The sequence below is a fragment of the Streptomyces sp. DH-12 genome (genome assembly GCF_002899455.1).
GTDB lineage: Bacteria > Actinomycetota > Actinomycetes > Streptomycetales > Streptomycetaceae > Streptomyces.
In genome coordinates this window covers 6,602,158-6,617,820 of the sequence record NZ_PPFB01000001.1, presented here as the reverse complement: position 1 = coordinate 6,617,820, position 15,663 = coordinate 6,602,158, and the positions used below count along the sequence as shown (strand labels likewise).

Below are 15,663 nucleotides of genomic sequence, written 5' to 3'. Positions count from 1 at the left end.
CGGGGCCTAGCTGTCGATCCGCAGGCGTCGCCGATGGAGCCACTTGGGCAACCCCGGGGCCTCCAGAAAGCCCTCGGCGCGGGCCGACGCCAACCCGATGCGCAACAGGTCCGCGCTCTTCTCGAAGAGCAGAAAGCGCGGCTCCCATGTGGGGCGGTACTTCGCGTTGGCGCGGTACAAGGACTCGATCTGCCACCAGCGGGAGAAGAAGCTGAGCAGTGAGCGCCACAGCCGCAGGACCGGACCGGCGCCCGGTCGGGACCCGCGTTCGAACACGGAACGGAACATCGCGAAGTTCAAGGACACTCGGGCGACGCCGATCTCGTTCGCGCGGCGCAGCAACTCGATGGCCATGAACTCCATCAGCCCGTTGTCGGAGTCACGGTCCCGGCGCATCAGGTCGAGGGACAATCCCTTCGAGCCCCATGGCACGAAGGACAGCAGCGCCCGCAGCTCGCCGTCGCCGTCATGGCACTCGGCCATCACGCACAGCCCGTCCTCCGGGTCCCCGAGTCGGCCCAGCGCCATGCTGAATCCGCGTTCGGTGTGGCCGTCGCGCCAGTCGTCGGCGTGCTCGACGAGGAGCGCCATCTCGTCTGCGGGGATGTCCTGGTGGCGCCGGATGCGCACGGTGTATCCGGCCCGCTGCACTCGGTTGTGGGCCTGCCGCACGGTGCGCATGGCACGCCCCTCCAGGGTGAAGTCGGCGATGTCGACGATCGCTTCGTCGCCGAGCTCCAGCGCGTCCAGTCCGTGCCGCGCGTAGATGGTGCCCGCCTCCTCGCTCGCCCCCATGACCGCGGGCGACCAGCCGTGGGCGCGCGCTTCGGCGAGCCAGGGAGTGATGGCTCCCGGCCATGCCTCCGGGTCCCCGATCGGGTCGCCGGACGCCAACGACACTCCGCCCACCACGCGGTAGACGACGGCCGCCTTGCCAGTCGGCGACCACATCGCGCTCTTCTCCCGGCGCAACGAGAAGTATCCGAGGGAGTCGCGTTCTCCGTACGACTCCAGCGACGCCCTCAGCCGTGTCCCGTCGTCCTCGCTGAGCGGGTCTACGGCACGGCGGGCCCGGAACGCGGCGTAGGCGACGGCGACGAGGAGCACCGTGCCGAGCACGTTGATGGCGACATCGACCCCGTGCGCGACGGTGATGCCCGGGAAGCGTGACTCGTCCACGTTGACGGTGAACAGTTGCAGGGTGCCGTAGCCCCAGCGCTCGGCGAACGAGGTGCCGGTGCCGTGCGGAGCGTGGTCGGCGACCGTCACCAGAAGCCACGCGAGCAGCGAGGACAGCAGCAGTCCGCCGACGGCCACCGCCGCGGCGAGCTTCGGGTTGGAGCGGTCACCCTTCGCGTAGAACTCGCGCCGCCCCAGCAGCAGCGCGACCACGAACGTCACGGTGATGAACAGGGAGATCCAGTCCAGCGGGTGCTGTCGGAACTCCTGGAAGAACATGGCGAAGCAGACGATCGCCAGGAACAGTCCGCCGAGGGCCGTGTTCAGTATCCACGCCGCGCGCTTGCGACGCCGCATGGTCACCGCGAGGAAGGCGGCGAAGACCCCGGAGGTGAAGCCGGCGGTCAGCAGGTGCGGCGTGAACAGGTCCTGCTGATTGTGCCGGCGTACGTCCTGGCCGAGGGAGACCCATATCGCGCTGAGGAAGTTGATGAACGCGACGATGCGCAAGTACCACACCGCGTAGGCGGCCGCCCGCTGCGAGAGCAGGGACCTGCGATCCACAGAGATCTGGTTGGCGGCGGGACGGTTACTCATGGTCTCTTCCTGAACGGGCTGTTCTCGGTGGGGCGCTGGTGACAGCCGCAGCGCGCCGACGGCCGTCGGCGGAGAACCTGTCCGGCCCTCCGCCGACGGCACGCGCCGACGCTGATTGCGTTCGTGCTCAGTGCTCGACGGGTTCGTTGGTCAGCTTCTGGCCGCGCAGCAGGAACCAGGCGACGGCGGAGGCGAGCAGCAGCAGACCGGCGCCGACGCCTGAGGCGAGTGCCACGCCGTCGACGAAGGACTCACGGGCCGCTGCCAGTAGCGCCGCGGCCGCGTCGGCGGGCATGTGCATGGCCGCCACGACGGCTCCGGCCAGCGATTCGTGTGCCGCCTCCGGGGTTCCGGCCGGTCCGGTGAAGTCCTGGTAGATGTTGGTGACGACCGACCCCAGCAGGGCGATGCCCAGGGCGGTGCCCAGCTCGTAGGCCGTCTCGGAGACCGCGGAAGCGGCGCCGGCCTGTTCCTTGGGTACGGCGGTCAGGATGATGTCCGAGGTGATCGTGAACGACAGTCCGGCGCCGAAGCCGACGACCAGCAGGGTGGTGCCGATCAGGGGGTAGCCGGTGGACTGGGTGAGCGTGGTCAGGGCGGCCAGGGACAGGCCGATGGCGGCCAGGCCGCTGGAGACGACCGCGCGCACCGAGAAGCGTCGCGCCGCGGCGCCGGCGACCAGACCGGCCACGACCGCGCCCGCGGCGGCCGGCAGTTCGGCGATGCCCGCTTCGATGGGCCGCCGGTCCTGGACCAGCTGCAGGTACTGGGAGAGGAAGAACAGCAGCCCGGAGAGCCCGAGAATGGTCAGGACGTTCGCCAGGACGGCGCCGCTGAAGCCACGGTTGCGGAACAGACTGACGTCCACCAGCGGGACGGGCAGGGCGCGCTGGCGCCGGACGAACCCGTAGAGAGCGGCGACACCGAGCACGCCTGCCGCGAGGATGAGCCAGGAGAACCCTTCGGACGCGGTCTCCTTGACGGCGTAGACGACGCCGACCATGCCGACCAGCGACAGGAAGACACTCGGCAGGTCCCACGGTCCCGGGGAGGGGTTGCGCGATTCCGGCAGCATCTTGAAGCCGATGACGACGAGCAGCGCCATGACGGGCAGGTTGATCAGGAAGACCGAGCCCCACCAGAAGTGCTCCAGCAGCACACCGCCGACGATCGGGCCGACCGCCATGCCCGCGGAGGCGGCGGCGCTCCAGATACCGATGGCGAGGCTGCGCTCACGCGGGTCATGGAAGAGGTTGCGGATCAGCGCGAGCGTGGAGGGCATCAGCGTGGCGCCGGCGACACCGAGCAGCGCCCGGGCGAGGATCATCATCTCGGGGGTCTGTGCATAAGCGTTCAGGATGGAGACCAACCCGAACAAGGTCGCGCCCGTCAGCAGCAGACGTTTGCGGCCGATCCGGTCACCCAGACTTCCCATGGAGATGAGCAGGCCCGCAAGGACGAACGAGTAGGCGTCGCCGATCCACAGCAGCTGGGTGCCGGAGGGCTGCAGGTCCTCGCTGAGGTAGGGCGTGGCCAGTCCGAGGACGGTGGCGTCCACCGCGACGAGCAGCACGGCCAGGACCAGGACGCCCAGGGCGATCCAGCGGCCCGGAGCCCGTTGGGTGCCGGCCTGTTCAGCCGTACTCAGGGGATGGGTCATGATGCGTCCCTTCGCATGGTGCCGCCGAGCAGCAGCTCGGCGATCATGTGAGTGAAGTCGTTGCGGGCCACCCGGCCCTCGATGACCGCCCAGCCGCCGGCGGCCAACAGTCCGTACAGGGCCTCGGTGAGCCACACCGCACTCAGGTCGATGCGGAACTCGCCGCTCTCCTGGCCCCGGCGGAACAGTTCGGTGAGCCGGGCGTCGATACGGGACCAGCCCGCGTGCTGCCCCTCGCCCTCGAAGAGCTGGTTCTCGGAGTACAGGAAGGCAAGCAGGCTCGTGCAGGGCTCGAGGGCACGGACCAGACGGCGCACCGCCTCTTCTGCCGTCCCCTCCGTCAGGCGGGCCGCGTCCAGAGCCGCCTCGCACTCGGTGATACCGAGGTCCTCTAGGGCACGCACCAGAACGTCACGTCCGGGGAAATGGCGGTTCAGTGTCGCCCTGCTGATCCCGGCGGCCCGGGCGACCTCTTCGGTGGTCGCCGTTGCCTTGCGCGTCAGCAGATCGGCAGCGGCACGCAGCACTTGATCACGATCGAAGCTCATGAGTCAACTTTAACTCATACGAGACGATGATGTCTCACCCGCTACGCCATCGACTCCCGCCGCGATCCCCTGGCCCCACTCTCACGCCCTCACCGGCCGTCACACACGCGCAGGCCGGCCACGTCATTCCGAGACCCTTCGGCCGCATCGAAGAACGACTGCTGCCACATGAGGGCCGGCGCACCACGCTCGGGCCGTGCGGGCGCCGCCAATGAGGCCGCCCCGCCCTGACCGAGGCGGCCCCCGTCGTTGACAGGCCCCACACTCACCCATAAACTATACTGACGCGTCAGACTAGTTTTGGAGGGTGTATGGCATCCGGGACCGTGGAGACCGCTCGCCGACGGGCTCTCGTGGTGGGTTGCGGGATGGCCGGATGCGCCGCGGCATGGTGGCTGGAGCACGAGGGATGGGAGGTCGTGCTCGTCGACAAGGAGGCCGAGCCGTACCCGAGCAGTTATCTGCTGCAACTGGATGCTCAGGCGACGCGGGTGCTGCGACTCATGGGCGGCCAGGAGATCATTGACGAGGTGACCTTCGCGGCGCCGGCGATGTCGGTGCGGTGGGGTACGCGCAAGGTCCGCGAGCTCAAGCTCGACGGCGACAGCGATTGGCGTCTGGCCCGCCGTTCGGTGCTGCTGTCGAGGCTGTTCGCGCACCTGCCGAGCACGGTTCAGAAGAGGCTGGGCGTCGGGCTCGAGGCGCTGGAGCACCGTAGCGACGACGTCCTGGCCCGGTTCAGTGATGGTTCGTCGGAGTCGTTCGACGTGGTGGTCGGGGCGGACGGGCTGCACTCGACGGTGCGCCGGCTGACGCTGGCGTCAGAAGCGCACAGCGTGTACCGCAATGGCCTGACCCACGTATGGATCAACGCCGACGTGCCCCTGCCCGACGGGCGTGCGGTGATCGCGTCCCGCGAGGGGATGCTGTCGCTGATCTACCCGTTCCTGGACACCGACCAGACGTCGGTCATGGCGGTTGTTCCCGTGCCGGGCTCGACCACGCCGGACGAGCCGATGCTGGTCGAGCAGGTTTGTGACATGGTCGAGCGCCTGGGTCCGGACATGCGCGCCGTCGCGGCGGCAGCACGCAAGTCCGAGGACACCAAACTGACCCGGTTCTCACAGGTGCGACTGCCACGCTGGTACACCCGCCGGGTCGTCCTCCTCGGCGACTCCGCCCACTGCATCGACCCGGTCTCCGGCATGGGCGCGCACGCGTCCCTGCCGGGCGCCAAGGTGCTCGCCGAGTCCCTCCGCGACACCGATGACGTCACTCTCGCCTTCGCACGGTTCGAGGCCGAGATCCGTCCCTTCGCCAAGACGGCACAGAGCATTACGGCGCGGACCGTGGAGTTCAGCACCCGGGCCGAGGGACGCAACCGCGCGGCCACGCTCACTGGAGGGATCGGCGACCTGCTGGCCACCATCCCGGCGATACTGACAAGGCACAGCAACCGCAGGAAGACCCCCTTCGGGGCTGAGCCCTCCCGCCCCAAGCAGATCACCAAGCTGTGACGAGATCGCGCGACCGGGCACACTGGTCGCCGAACGACGTCAACTGCACATGAGAGAGATCAATGGGACGCACAGCAGGACGAGGACCTGAGGACACCAAGCGGTTGATCCTGGACGCCGCGAGGGGTGTCGTCGTGGCCCAGGGAGCCCGGGCGACCCTCGATGACGTGGCGGACGCGGCCGGGATGACTCGCGGGGCCGTGATCTACCACTACAGCTCGAAGAACGCGCTGTGGGTCGCCCTGACCCGCGATGTGCTCACCCAGTTCCGCAAAGCGGTGCATGACAACGTTGAGGACGGCCAGGAGCCCGGGCGTCTGGCACGCGCGTTCATCCGCGCATCTCTGGAAGGCGACGAGATCGATGCGGTCGGCGAGCGGCTGTTCCTTCTGGCTGCCCTCGCCGTCACCCCCGGGGTGCCCGAAGTTCTTGCCGAAGATGGGGCCGCCTGGAAGGCCGAGATGGCCGAGGACGGACTGTCGGTCGGAGCGCGCACGGTCATCCTCAACGCCATCGACGGCGCCGGCCTGATGACCGGATGGGGGCTCAAGCCTGATCGCGCCGAACTCGTCGCCCTGCGTAACAAGCTGGAGGACCTTGCCAGCCCCGGCGCCTGAGGTCCGCTTCCTAGGGGATTTCGCCCGGAGCAGGATCGACGCAAGGAAGACCGCCACTTTGCAGGAAGTGGCGGTCTTCTCGCATGTGGTGGCGTTCCCGCGGAAGCCGTTCTTCCTAATCGCCCACAACTCCTTCCACCTTCACCTCGGAACATGGCACCCGACTTGAAAACTGTACTGACATGTCAGTACAGTATTGGGAAGAGCTAGACGGCCGGCAGGCCGCATACGAACGGAGCGCGACCATGACCAGTGTCAGCACCCGATCCGCCGACGTCGTCGTCGTCGGCGCCGGGCTCGCAGGGCTCACGGCAGCGGACCAGCTCTCCCGAGCCGGGTACGACGTCGTCGTCATCGAGGGCCGTGACCGCGTCGGCGGACGGATCCACACGGTCGAGGTCGCGGGCGTCCCCGTTGACGCCGGAGCGACCTGGGTCGCACCGGGTCACACCGCAGTGCGCGACCTCGCACGCCGATTCGACTGCGAGTTCGTGCCCCAGTCCCAGCCGGGCAAGGGCGTCATGTCCTTCGGAGGCAAGCGCAAGATCGAGAGCGCCACGTCCATGGCGCCCTGGGCGATGCTCGACCTCACGCGGATCATGGGCACCCTGCAGAAGATGGTCGACGGCCTTCCCGTCTCGTCCCCCTGGGAACACCCCCATGCCGAGCACTTCGATTCGATGTCGCTCGGCGAATGGCTGACCCTGAAGCACGCCCTGAAGGACACCCGCAAGTTCATGAACATGTTCAGCCTGGTGCACTGGGGCGCACCCGTCGGCGAGGTCTCCCTGTTCAACGTGATGCGGTACATCAAGAACCTGGGCGGTATCGAGCACATGCTCGCCGTCGAGGGCGGCGACCAGCAGGACCGGCTGTTGGGAACGATGCACACACTGGTCAGCAGGCTCGCCGGCACGCTGGAAGACTGCCTGCTCGTCGCCTCCCCGGTGGAGCGCATCACCACGGCCGGCGAACGCGTCACGGTCGAGACCAGCAAGCACACCGTCGAGGCCCGGTACGTCATCGTGACGGCGTCGCCGGCGCACCGCTCGACCATCGAGTTCACGCCCGCCCTCCCGGAGCGTCACTACGGGCTCTCGCGCAGTTGGCGGCTGGGAGCACTCAGCAAGGCTTTCGTCGCCTACGACCGCCCCTTCTGGCGGGACGAAGGTCTCTCGGGAGAAGGAATGTCCGACGACGAGACCGCCTTCCTCACTTTCGACGTCAGTCCGGACGCCGATGGCCCCGGCATCCTCATGGTCTTCTGTGACGCGCGCGGGTTCGACGCATACGACGAGGCCGAGCGCCGCCGCCGCGTCATGCGGCACCTCATCCACCTGTACGGTGCGCCCGCGCGCCACGCCATCGACTACACCGACTTCTCCTGGGGCAACGACAGCTTCGCACCCGGAGGGCCGAACCCGGCAGTCGGGCCGAAGACGTGGACCACCTTCGGACCGTTCCTGCGCGAGCCGGTCGGACGCGTCCACTGGGCCGGCACCGAAACAGCCGACGAGACCTCCGGCACCATGAACGGCGCCATCCTCTCGGGACAGCGCGCGGCCACCGAAGTGGCAGCACGCCTCGACGCCGGGCAGTGACGACACCCGCCCTCGCCGGCCCCGTCCCCCGGACCGCCGTGCGCAACCTCCCGCAAGGCACCTGACCACCGGCTCTTCGCGGTTCGCTACCGCAGGCCAAGAGCAGCAACGACGGGAGGGGCTGGACAGTCCACCCCGGACCGGCCCCCAGCCCGCCCAGAGCACGCCCAGAGCACGCCGGCATGCGCACGCTGGAGATCGGCTCCGCGCTCTGCACTCGGTCCGCCGTCTCCCTGCACCATCGGAGCCGTCGTCCACGGTCTGCTCTTCCGCCGCGCCCTGCCAGGCAGGATCCCGCCGCCGCACCCGCCGTCCCCATGTCCCCGGCCGCCGCATCACGTAGCGGATCCGCAGTCACGGACCCGCACTGCAGAGGAGAGACCCCAAGTGAACAGCAGCACACCCCGAGCCCTGGTCGTCGGCATGGGCATCGGTGGCCTCGCCACTGCGATGCGCCTGCATGAGATCGGCTGGGAGCCCGTGATCGTCGAGCGGGCCCCCGAACGCCGTGCCGCCGGCTATTTCATCGGCCTCTTCGAAACCGGCCGCGCCACCGCGAAGCGCATGGGCATCCTCGACGCCATCGGCAACCGCACCGACCCCACCAGCATCACCTACGACGTCGAGCGGGACGGACGCCGCCGTCCCGGGATGGGCTACGGCGACCTGCCCGGTGGCCCTCGCCTGATCCTGCGCGGCGACATCGAGACCGCCCTCTACGACACCGTCGCCCCCCGCACCGAAATCCGCTACGGGACCACGCCCACCGCCCTCGACGAACACCCCGCAGGCGTCGACGTCACCCTCCGCACCACCACCGGCGAAGACGCCGCGGACACCACCGAGCGCTTCGACCTCGTCATCGGCGCCGACGGCCTGCGCTCCACCGTCCGCCGCCTCGCGTTCGGCCCCGACAGCCGGTTCATGCGCCCGCTGCACCACATCGTCGCCGCCACCACCATGAAGGAACCCGTCCCCGGCTACCGGCCCCAGGACGGCATCGTCCTCGCCGAACCCGGGCGCTCCGTGTGGACCTTCCCCTTCACCGACCACCAGCCCGGACTGCTGTTCAACTACCGCACCGACGACGAGGACGCCCAGTTCCGCCGCCCGCCCATCGAGTCCCTTCGCGCCGCCTTCGGACCCGAGCCCGTCGGCCCCGTCCTCGGCCACCTGCTCCGGCAGTTCGAGCAGGCAGAGGACTACATCTTCGACTCCGCCCACCAGATCGAGATGGACACCTGGCACACCGACCGGATCGTCCTGCTCGGCGACGCCGCCTGGTGCCTGACCCTCTACTCCGGCATGGGAGCCTCCACCGCGATGGCCGGCGCCGACCTGCTGGGCACCCTGCTCCAGCGCAACCCCGGCAACACTCCCCGCGCCCTGCGCGAATGGGACCAGAAACTGCGCCCCTTCATGGCGCTCCAACAGAAGTCCGCCCGTACCGAAGGCCTGCCGACATTCGTCCCCCAGACCCGCAAGGACAAAATCGTACGCACCGCCATGCAGAAGGTACTGACCAACCGCGTCGGCAAGAAGGTCATGACGGCCATGTTGGACAAGGCGTTCAAGGAGATGTCCATCGACGTCGCCGCCGTCTGACAGCCCCCACCACGAGGCCGCGGACTTCGCCGCCATGAAGGTGATCGAGGTCGCCGGCCGCGACGCCTCCGGGCTCGATAAGCTCCCTCGTCGACGTCGCGCTGATGTCACGAACAGAAGTCAGACTTCGCCTTGTTCGCCGGAGCCAAGAGCCGTTCCATGAACCCCACCAGTCATCGCACCGTTGGCTTCGAGGAACCGATCGAAACGGTTCAGGTCGTCCAGTTGGCCAATCTGTTGCTGCGCCAGGCCGACCGTTTTCGGGTCAGGAATAGCCGAGAAAGTCCGCCTGACAGTAGCGGCCTCTCACTGGGCCCGCTGTGGGCCTTTCCGGTCTTGGGATGAATTCTCGGGTCAGCCTCCGGCTAGTGTGGTCGATCACCACTACGCGAATCAGGGCCTCAGAGCAGCGGGATGGGCTTTTCAGTCTGGGGGTTGAGCCAGCCGGTTGGGTCGACCGCGTGAGGCACTCGCACTCGTTCCAGTCCCGTTCCGCGCAGAGGTGTCCACCACCGTACGCACCTTGCGGTGCTTCAATCCGTTCGTTTTCACGTGTGTCCCTCTGGGTCATACCTCCATTCCGGTCAAGGTCTCGGTTCCGATAGGTTGGGCTTTATGAACGCGGAGAATGATAACCAGAATAAGGTCGCCGTGACGGTGACCGCTGATTCCGCTGTGTGGGACGAGCGGGCGACGGAGCGGAAACTGGGCTCGCGGGCCCCCGAGTTCATCCGGAAGTCAAGTTTCCTCCGCCTGGGCTGGCAGGTCGGAATCTTTGTCGTTGGTCTCGCCGTAAGTGGGGCCGGCGTCGCGATGCTGGTGCTGCCCGGCCCGGGCTGGCTGGTGATCTTCGGTGGCATGGCCATCTGGGCGACCGAATTCGCCTGGGCACAGATCGTCCTACGCTGGACCCGGCGTAAGGTCACCGAAGCCGCCCAGCGCGCACTCGACCCTAAGGTACGGCGGCGCAATATCATTCTCACCACGGCGGGGCTCGTGATCATCACAGCGCTGACAGGAATCTACCTCTGGAAGTTCGGCATAGTTGTACCGTGGAAAATTAAGCAGTGATTCAGCAATGGTCCGGCGGTGCCGCCGACAAGGCAGATCTTCTATTGTTCGTCCAATCACCTGGTTTCGGAGTCGCGAGTTGGGAGGTGAGGCGTCTTCCGTTTCCGGTTGCGGTACTCGACTTCGGCGAGATACGCAGCAGGTCTGAGGCCGGGTGACTAACAACGGCTAACACAATGAGGTGAGCGGTCAACTGGTGACGTCAAGGACGGCAGTAGGTTCGGGGGACGCGCGAGTTCGCCTTTGGGCTACATTTCGCGCCAGTTCACGAACATGTGCGGGCCCGGCCCTGAGACCCGCTCGCTGAACGGATCCACTACGTCAGTCAGGACGTCTACCAAGAACTGTGCCATGTCACCGTCGAAGACAGTCCAGCGGTTCGCCCCATACTGCGCCTGCCTACGAAAAGTGGCCAATCTCCAACTGTCGGATGCACCCTTCCGAAGCCAGAAGGCGACACCGCTGCTCGCCGAGTCCGCGAAGGGCAACAGAGGTGGCACGCCTTGCCCACCAAGGACAGCGTCCAATTCCTGCCAATCCCGGTCCGAGAGTGTGGGGTCGAGTCTGTCGAGGAGACACCCGTAGGGCGATCCTTGGACCGGAGGTGTGCTAACGGCCAAGTACTCGTTGATCTCTCCTCCGCCGTACAGCTCCACGAACTCACGGTAATCCATCGGAAGTTCCAACTGCGCTGTGTCGGCTAGTGACCTGAGTCGGAGATTTGCCGTTGGTTCGGTATGAGTCGTCCGGGTCCGAGGATTCCGCCGTTGTCGGTGACCGATGCCCAGCGGGCCGTGCTGGAGGGCTGGGTGCGTCGTCGCTCGACGGCGCAGGCGCTGGCTCAGCGGTCACGGATCGTGCTGGAGTGTGCCGAGGGGCACTCGATCATGGAGGTGTCACGCCGGTTGGGTGTCTCTCCGGACACGGTCCGCACCTGGCGGCGGCGTTTTATCGAACGCGGCCTGGACGGCTTGTCCGACGAGCCCAGGCCGGGTGCCCCGCGGAAGATCACCGACGCGGACGTCGAGCGGGTCGTCGCCAAGACGCTGGAGGAGAAGCCGAAGAACGCCACCCACTGGTCGACCAGGTCGATGGCGGCGGCCACCGGCATGTCCCAGGCCGTGATCTCGCGGATCTGGCGGGCTTTCGCCCTCGCGCCGCACCGCTCGCAGACATTCAAACTGTCCACCGACCCGCTGTTCATCGACAAGGTCCGTGACGTCGTCGGCCTCTACCTCGACCCGCCGGAGAAGGCCCTGGTCCTCTGTGTGGACGAGAAGTCTCAGATCCAGGCCCTGGACCGGTCCCAGCCCGTGCTGCCGACCGGTTCCACGAGGTCGACCCTGGCTGCGTCCGCGAATTCGAGGACGGCGAGTTGTGTCAGGTCTTCCGCTGTGCGCCGGATGTCGAGGGTTCCGCCGATGCTGCCGCTCGCCCGGCTCAGCAGGGCCAGCCGCTGCCGCGCCACATAGCGGTCGGTCATGTCGATGCCGACCTCGCAGGCCCCGATCGTCCGGCCGCTCTCGTCCTGCAGCCTGAAGCAGGAGCAGGTCCACACGTGCTCGCGGTGCGAATCGAGTGGGGCCGAGCTGAGATAGCGCACGTCGACCAGCGGCTCGCCGGTCCGTACGACGTGTTCGACGATCTCCTCGACCTCTGTGGGCTGTCCGCCCTCCTGCTTCAACACGACGCCTTGCGGGACGATCTCACTCGTGAACCGGCCGACCACCTCCTCCGGCGTCACACCGAACTGCTTCTCGATGGCCGTGTTGCTCGACCGGACGCGGGCGTGATTGTCGTAGACGACCAGGTGAATCAGCGAATCGTGCTGCAGTCCGGCGAGCACCGTCCGATCCGCCGCCCGCCGGTGCAGCCCCTCCGCGTCCGTTGCCACGACCAGCCAGGCCGATCCGGTGGCGCCGTACGACAACGGCTTGAGGGTCAGTGCCACGGAGAGCGGACCGCCGTCACGACGGCGCACCGATCGGATTCCGAGTTCTTGCGCCCGCGCGCCACCGGCCGAGTACACGCCGGCGCCCGTCGCCGCGTCGGCCAGGATTTCGTCGGCGGACCGGCCGAGCACCTCCGAAGGGAGATGGCCGAAGAGTTCCTCGGCCTCCCGGCTCCAGGCGATGAACCGCAGGCTGTCGTCCAGCACGGCTGTCGCGCTGTCGGGCGTCAGCTCCGGAGCCAGGTACGGTCGGGTGCTTCCGGCTTTCCGTCACCGGAGTTAATGAGACCTGTCATGGCCGACCCTGTCGTGTCCCATTGCGTCCACTCCTCCCGCTCCTTCAGGGTAGCGTCCGGTACCCGGGGCGGTGTCCGTCCTCAGCGGCGTCGGCGAACGCGGAGTCGCTTCGTCTCCGCCGTTGCGGCGAAACTGTGCGAGAAGTCTCCCGAGAGGCCGGTCCTCGTCCAGCGGCATGATCTCCCGGCGCAGCGCGGACAGCCCGTCCACGTTGCTGATCGCCTCCCGCGCTTCGGTGCTTCCAAGCACATCGAAATGCTGCCCGAAGGATCTCGCCCTCGCCGAACTGCGGTGCGAGCGCATCATCGGCCAGCCGTTCTCGGCCGTCGACGAGCCGCTCTACCGCTACCCGCTCATCGGTCTTCAAGCCCAGGTCCACTCGGCCGTCGGCCTCGGAGTCGCCCGGGCCGCCCTGAACCACGTGCGAGAGGCCGGCGCGCGCACCGGTATCACCGGCGCTCCACCGCTCGCCGACCGCGCCTACTACCGCACGACGTTCGCCAGGGCGTACGCCGCCCTGCACTCCGCGCGCTCCTTTTACCTCGATGTCGCCGACGAGCCGAGTCCGGAGCAGCTCGCCCGGATCCGGTTGTCCGCGGCGAACGTCGCCGACGTCTCCGCGCAGGTGGTGCACGATCTCTGCTCGATCTCGGGGGCCGGGATCATCAGCAACGACCACCCGATGCAGGTGCTGCGGCAGGACGCGCTGGTGCCACAACTGCACGCGACTCTGGGCCAGGCCATGTACGACGGCGCCGGTGCGGTGCTCATGGGCCGACCGCCCACCGTCCCGGGCTTCCTGTGAGTCTCGCGGGCGCGGCCACTGGGTCACGCTTTCCGAGGCGGACGAGTCCTTGGGCGGCCGCTTCCGGCAGCTGGGGGCGATGCCGCACGGCAGCCGCTGGATCCACAGGGCACTGTCCGTCGGTACCTGCCGGATCCGGCCGGCCGCGAAGGCCACGTTCCCCTCGGGCCGCGGGAAGGCATCGTGCGGCAGCTGACGTTCGGACTGCCCCGGCTTCGTCACCGACCGGCCGCCCCTCAGCACCGGGTCGTCCTGGGCGTAGCCCGCGCCACCACGATGACGCCGTACACGGTCCTCTGCCCGTCTCTCAGCCGACCGTCCTCTCCCGTACCGGCCTCGCGCCGATCCGGACCGTCGCAGGAGCATGCGTGGCGGCGCCCGGCGGAGTCCGGCCGGTCCTGGAACGTCGCGGGCAGAACTACGGGCTCGGGCTGCGCCTGTTCGAGCTGGGGCAGCGCGTCCCCCGCCAGCGCATCCTGCGCGACATCGCGCGCCCGTACATGGAGGACCTCCACCAGGCGACACGGGAGATGATCCACCTCTCCATCCCCGACGGCCTCGACGTCCTCTACCTGGAGAAGGTCTACGGTCACGGACATGTGGCCTGGCCCTCCCGGGTGGCCGGCCGCATGCCGCTGCACGGGCCCGCCACCGGAAAGGTATTCCTCGCCTTCGGCCCGCCGTCACTGCTCGACGAGGTCCTGGGCGCTCCACTGACACGGATCACGCCCCACACCGTGACCACCCCCACGGCCCTGCTCGCGGAGATGGCGCAGGCCCGCAAACTCGGTTACGTGGTGGAGAACGAACAGGCCCGTCTCGGATACGTCAGCGTCGCCGTCCCCCTGTACGGCACCACGGGCCCTGTCATGGCCGCGCTGTCGGTCACCGCGCCGCTGCACCGCGCGGCCCCCGTGAGATACGCGGCGCTGCTCCACGCGGTCAGCCCTCGGTTCACCCGGTCGATCGGGGCGACGGACTTCACCTGAGGTGAGCGCGGTTCGGCGGGCCGTTCGATACGGCGCGTCCAGCCTTTGCACAACCGCGTCCGGGGCCTCCAGGGGCAGGTGGGCGCGGTCGGCGATCCGAAGCGTGGTCTCGGGGACGCCACCGGCGAATTCGCGAGCGTACTCGATCAACGTCGCCACATCCCGTTCGCCACGGGTGCGCACCGTGTCGACGACGTGAACGTCCTTCTCCCCAGGTCCTCCGTGGTGACGAGCTTCGCGTCGCTCTTGGCGACGACCTCGTCGGCGTCCGCACCCGGGCGGTCTTCACCAGGACCGGGCCGCCGTCCGTGATGTCGAGGACGCCAGGGCCGGTGATGATCCGGTTCACCCACGCCTTGCCAGTGAGCGGCAGCGCGCACTTCCTGATGGTCCCGCAGATCCCGGTGGTCGTCCTGCCCGGGATTGCCCGGTTCTCGAGGTCGGGTCGGCGTCGTGAGCCGACGGGGCCGTCATCCGTCCGACTGCCCCGTCTTCTCCTGGCCGACGGAGGACAGGTGCTCACGCAGATAGGCGGATGCCTCGGCGCGTTCACCGGCCAGGAGGAGGTCGGCGATCCGTACGTGCTCGGCGCAGCGGACGGCGGCGCGGTCGCGCTGGAGTGTGCGGCGGTATTCGATGAGGCGGCGCAGCCGGTCGACGCGGCGCAGGGAGTCGATGAAGAAGGTGTTGTTGCTGCACGCCATGACGGTCCCGTGGAAGCGGCTGTCGAGGTCGTACAGCTGGGCGTTGCCGATGGTGCGGATCTCTCCGTCGACCAGGCGCTGTTGCTGGGCGCGGACGGTTTCGAGGGCTTCGCGGTCGAGGACGAAGCCGGGCTCGAGGACGGCGGCGGGTTCGATGGTCAGCCGGAAGCGGTAGCTGTCCTGGTAGGACTCCATCGAGGTGAGCACGGGCTGGAACTTCCGTCCACACCCGGGGAGTCGCTCGATCCATCCCTCGACCGCGATGCGGCGCAGGACGTGGGTGAGGTGCCCGGGCATGACAGGCGCTCTCGTGCTCCCAACGCTCGTGATAGAGGTGCACGAGGCGGCCGGCGGGGTAGCGGTGGGTATCCAGCAGCGCGGCTGCCAGGCGGCAGGAGCCCTCAAAGGTGCTGCCGTCCGTGCAGATGACGCTCACACGGGCCTCGATGATGCGCACCGGGACGCCGCCGATGACCGACAGGTAGGAGGAGCCAGCGAGCGGCTGGAGGACCGGTGGGCGCC

General features: G+C 68.2%; 12 protein-coding genes and 1 pseudogene. 8 read left to right on the top strand and 5 right to left on the bottom strand.

What is annotated here, in order from left to right; all coding sequences use genetic code 11:
* Nucleotides 1-6: 6 nt before the first annotated feature.
* The 3 genes from C1708_RS28955 to C1708_RS28945 all read right to left on the bottom strand — a co-directional run bounded on the left by C1708_RS28955 (nt 7) and on the right by C1708_RS28945 (nt 3,984).
* Nucleotides 7-1,776 carry a phosphatidylglycerol lysyltransferase domain-containing protein gene (locus C1708_RS28955; protein ID WP_106415452.1) on the bottom strand — a complete coding sequence of 590 codons (1,770 nt, stop codon included), beginning with the start codon at nt 1,774-1,776 and terminating at the stop codon, nt 7-9.
* A 127-nt stretch (nt 1,777-1,903) separates the two neighbouring features.
* Nucleotides 1,904-3,436 (bottom strand): MFS transporter, encoded by a 1,533-nt coding sequence (locus C1708_RS28950; RefSeq protein ID WP_106415451.1) that lies wholly within the window; start codon nt 3,434-3,436, stop codon nt 1,904-1,906.
* The gene (locus C1708_RS28945) at nt 3,433-3,984 is read right to left on the bottom strand and encodes a TetR/AcrR family transcriptional regulator (protein WP_106415450.1); all 552 of its coding nucleotides are present in this window, start codon (nt 3,982-3,984) and stop codon (nt 3,433-3,435) included. The genes C1708_RS28950 and C1708_RS28945 overlap by 4 nt, the downstream gene beginning before the upstream one ends.
* 311 nt (nt 3,985-4,295) lie before the next feature.
* On the opposite strand from C1708_RS28945, the gene C1708_RS28940 reads away from it, so the two are divergent.
* The 6 genes and pseudogenes from C1708_RS28940 to C1708_RS28905 all read left to right on the top strand — a co-directional run.
* On the top strand, nt 4,296-5,501 hold the full coding sequence (locus tag C1708_RS28940; protein WP_106415449.1) for an FAD-dependent oxidoreductase: 1,206 nt from the start codon (nt 4,296-4,298) through the stop codon (nt 5,499-5,501).
* 104 nt (nt 5,502-5,605) lie between these two features.
* Nucleotides 5,606-6,118 carry a TetR/AcrR family transcriptional regulator gene (locus C1708_RS28935; RefSeq protein WP_198602627.1) on the top strand — a complete coding sequence of 171 codons (513 nt, stop codon included), beginning with the start codon at nt 5,606-5,608 and terminating at the stop codon, nt 6,116-6,118.
* 245 nt (nt 6,119-6,363) lie between these two features.
* Entirely contained in the window at nt 6,364-7,719 is a 1,356-nt protein-coding gene (locus tag C1708_RS28925; protein WP_106415446.1) for a flavin monoamine oxidase family protein, read from the top strand.
* A gap of 387 nt (nt 7,720-8,106) precedes the next feature.
* Nucleotides 8,107-9,324 (top strand): FAD-dependent monooxygenase, encoded by a 1,218-nt coding sequence (locus C1708_RS28920; protein ID WP_241911345.1) that lies wholly within the window; start codon nt 8,107-8,109, stop codon nt 9,322-9,324.
* Nucleotides 9,325-9,939: 615 nt separating this feature from the next.
* Nucleotides 9,940-10,395, top strand: a complete 456-nt coding sequence (locus C1708_RS28915; protein ID WP_106415445.1) for a TIGR02611 family protein — start codon at nt 9,940-9,942, stop codon at nt 10,393-10,395.
* A gap of 737 nt (nt 10,396-11,132) precedes the next feature.
* Nucleotides 11,133-11,723, top strand: a pseudogene (locus C1708_RS28905) (IS630 family transposase); the annotation flags it as partial.
* Here the strand turns inward: C1708_RS28905 and C1708_RS28900 are convergent.
* Nucleotides 11,678-12,553, bottom strand: a complete 876-nt coding sequence (locus tag C1708_RS28900) for a PAS domain-containing protein (RefSeq protein WP_106415443.1) — start codon at nt 12,551-12,553, stop codon at nt 11,678-11,680. The pseudogene C1708_RS28905 and the gene C1708_RS28900 overlap by 46 nt on opposite strands.
* A 325-nt stretch (nt 12,554-12,878) precedes the next feature.
* Here C1708_RS28900 and C1708_RS28895 point away from each other — a divergent pair, with 325 nt between their 5' ends.
* Nucleotides 12,879-13,448, top strand: a complete 570-nt coding sequence (locus C1708_RS28895; protein ID WP_198602625.1) for an acyl-CoA dehydrogenase family protein — start codon at nt 12,879-12,881, stop codon at nt 13,446-13,448.
* A gap of 368 nt (nt 13,449-13,816) precedes the next feature.
* Nucleotides 13,817-14,437, top strand: coding sequence for an IclR family transcriptional regulator (locus C1708_RS28890; protein WP_106415441.1), 621 nt, complete (start codon nt 13,817-13,819; stop codon nt 14,435-14,437).
* 470 nt (nt 14,438-14,907) lie between these two features.
* Here the strand turns inward: C1708_RS28890 and C1708_RS28885 are convergent, their stop codons facing one another.
* Nucleotides 14,908-15,438, bottom strand: coding sequence for an FCD domain-containing protein (locus C1708_RS28885; RefSeq protein ID WP_241911344.1), 531 nt, complete (start codon nt 15,436-15,438; stop codon nt 14,908-14,910).
* Nucleotides 15,439-15,663 lie beyond the last annotated feature (225 nt).

What these genes read in the sequence shown, in the direction of transcription:
- C1708_RS28955 (WP_106415452.1), bottom strand. Translation starts at nt 1,776, where the DNA reads ATGAGTAACCGTCCCGCCGCCAACCAGATCTCTGTGGATCGCAGGTCC.
- C1708_RS28950 (WP_106415451.1), bottom strand. Translation starts at nt 3,436, where the DNA reads ATGACCCATCCCCTGAGTACGGCTGAACAGGCCGGCACCCAACGGGCT.
- C1708_RS28945 (WP_106415450.1), bottom strand. Translation starts at nt 3,984, where the DNA reads ATGAGCTTCGATCGTGATCAAGTGCTGCGTGCCGCTGCCGATCTGCTG.
- C1708_RS28940 (WP_106415449.1), top strand. Translation starts at nt 4,296, where the DNA reads ATGGCATCCGGGACCGTGGAGACCGCTCGCCGACGGGCTCTCGTGGTG.
- C1708_RS28925 (WP_106415446.1), top strand. Translation starts at nt 6,364, where the DNA reads ATGACCAGTGTCAGCACCCGATCCGCCGACGTCGTCGTCGTCGGCGCC.
- C1708_RS28915 (WP_106415445.1), top strand. Translation starts at nt 9,940, where the DNA reads ATGAACGCGGAGAATGATAACCAGAATAAGGTCGCCGTGACGGTGACC.
- C1708_RS28885 (WP_241911344.1), bottom strand. Translation starts at nt 15,438, where the DNA reads ATGCCCGGGCACCTCACCCACGTCCTGCGCCGCATCGCGGTCGAGGGA.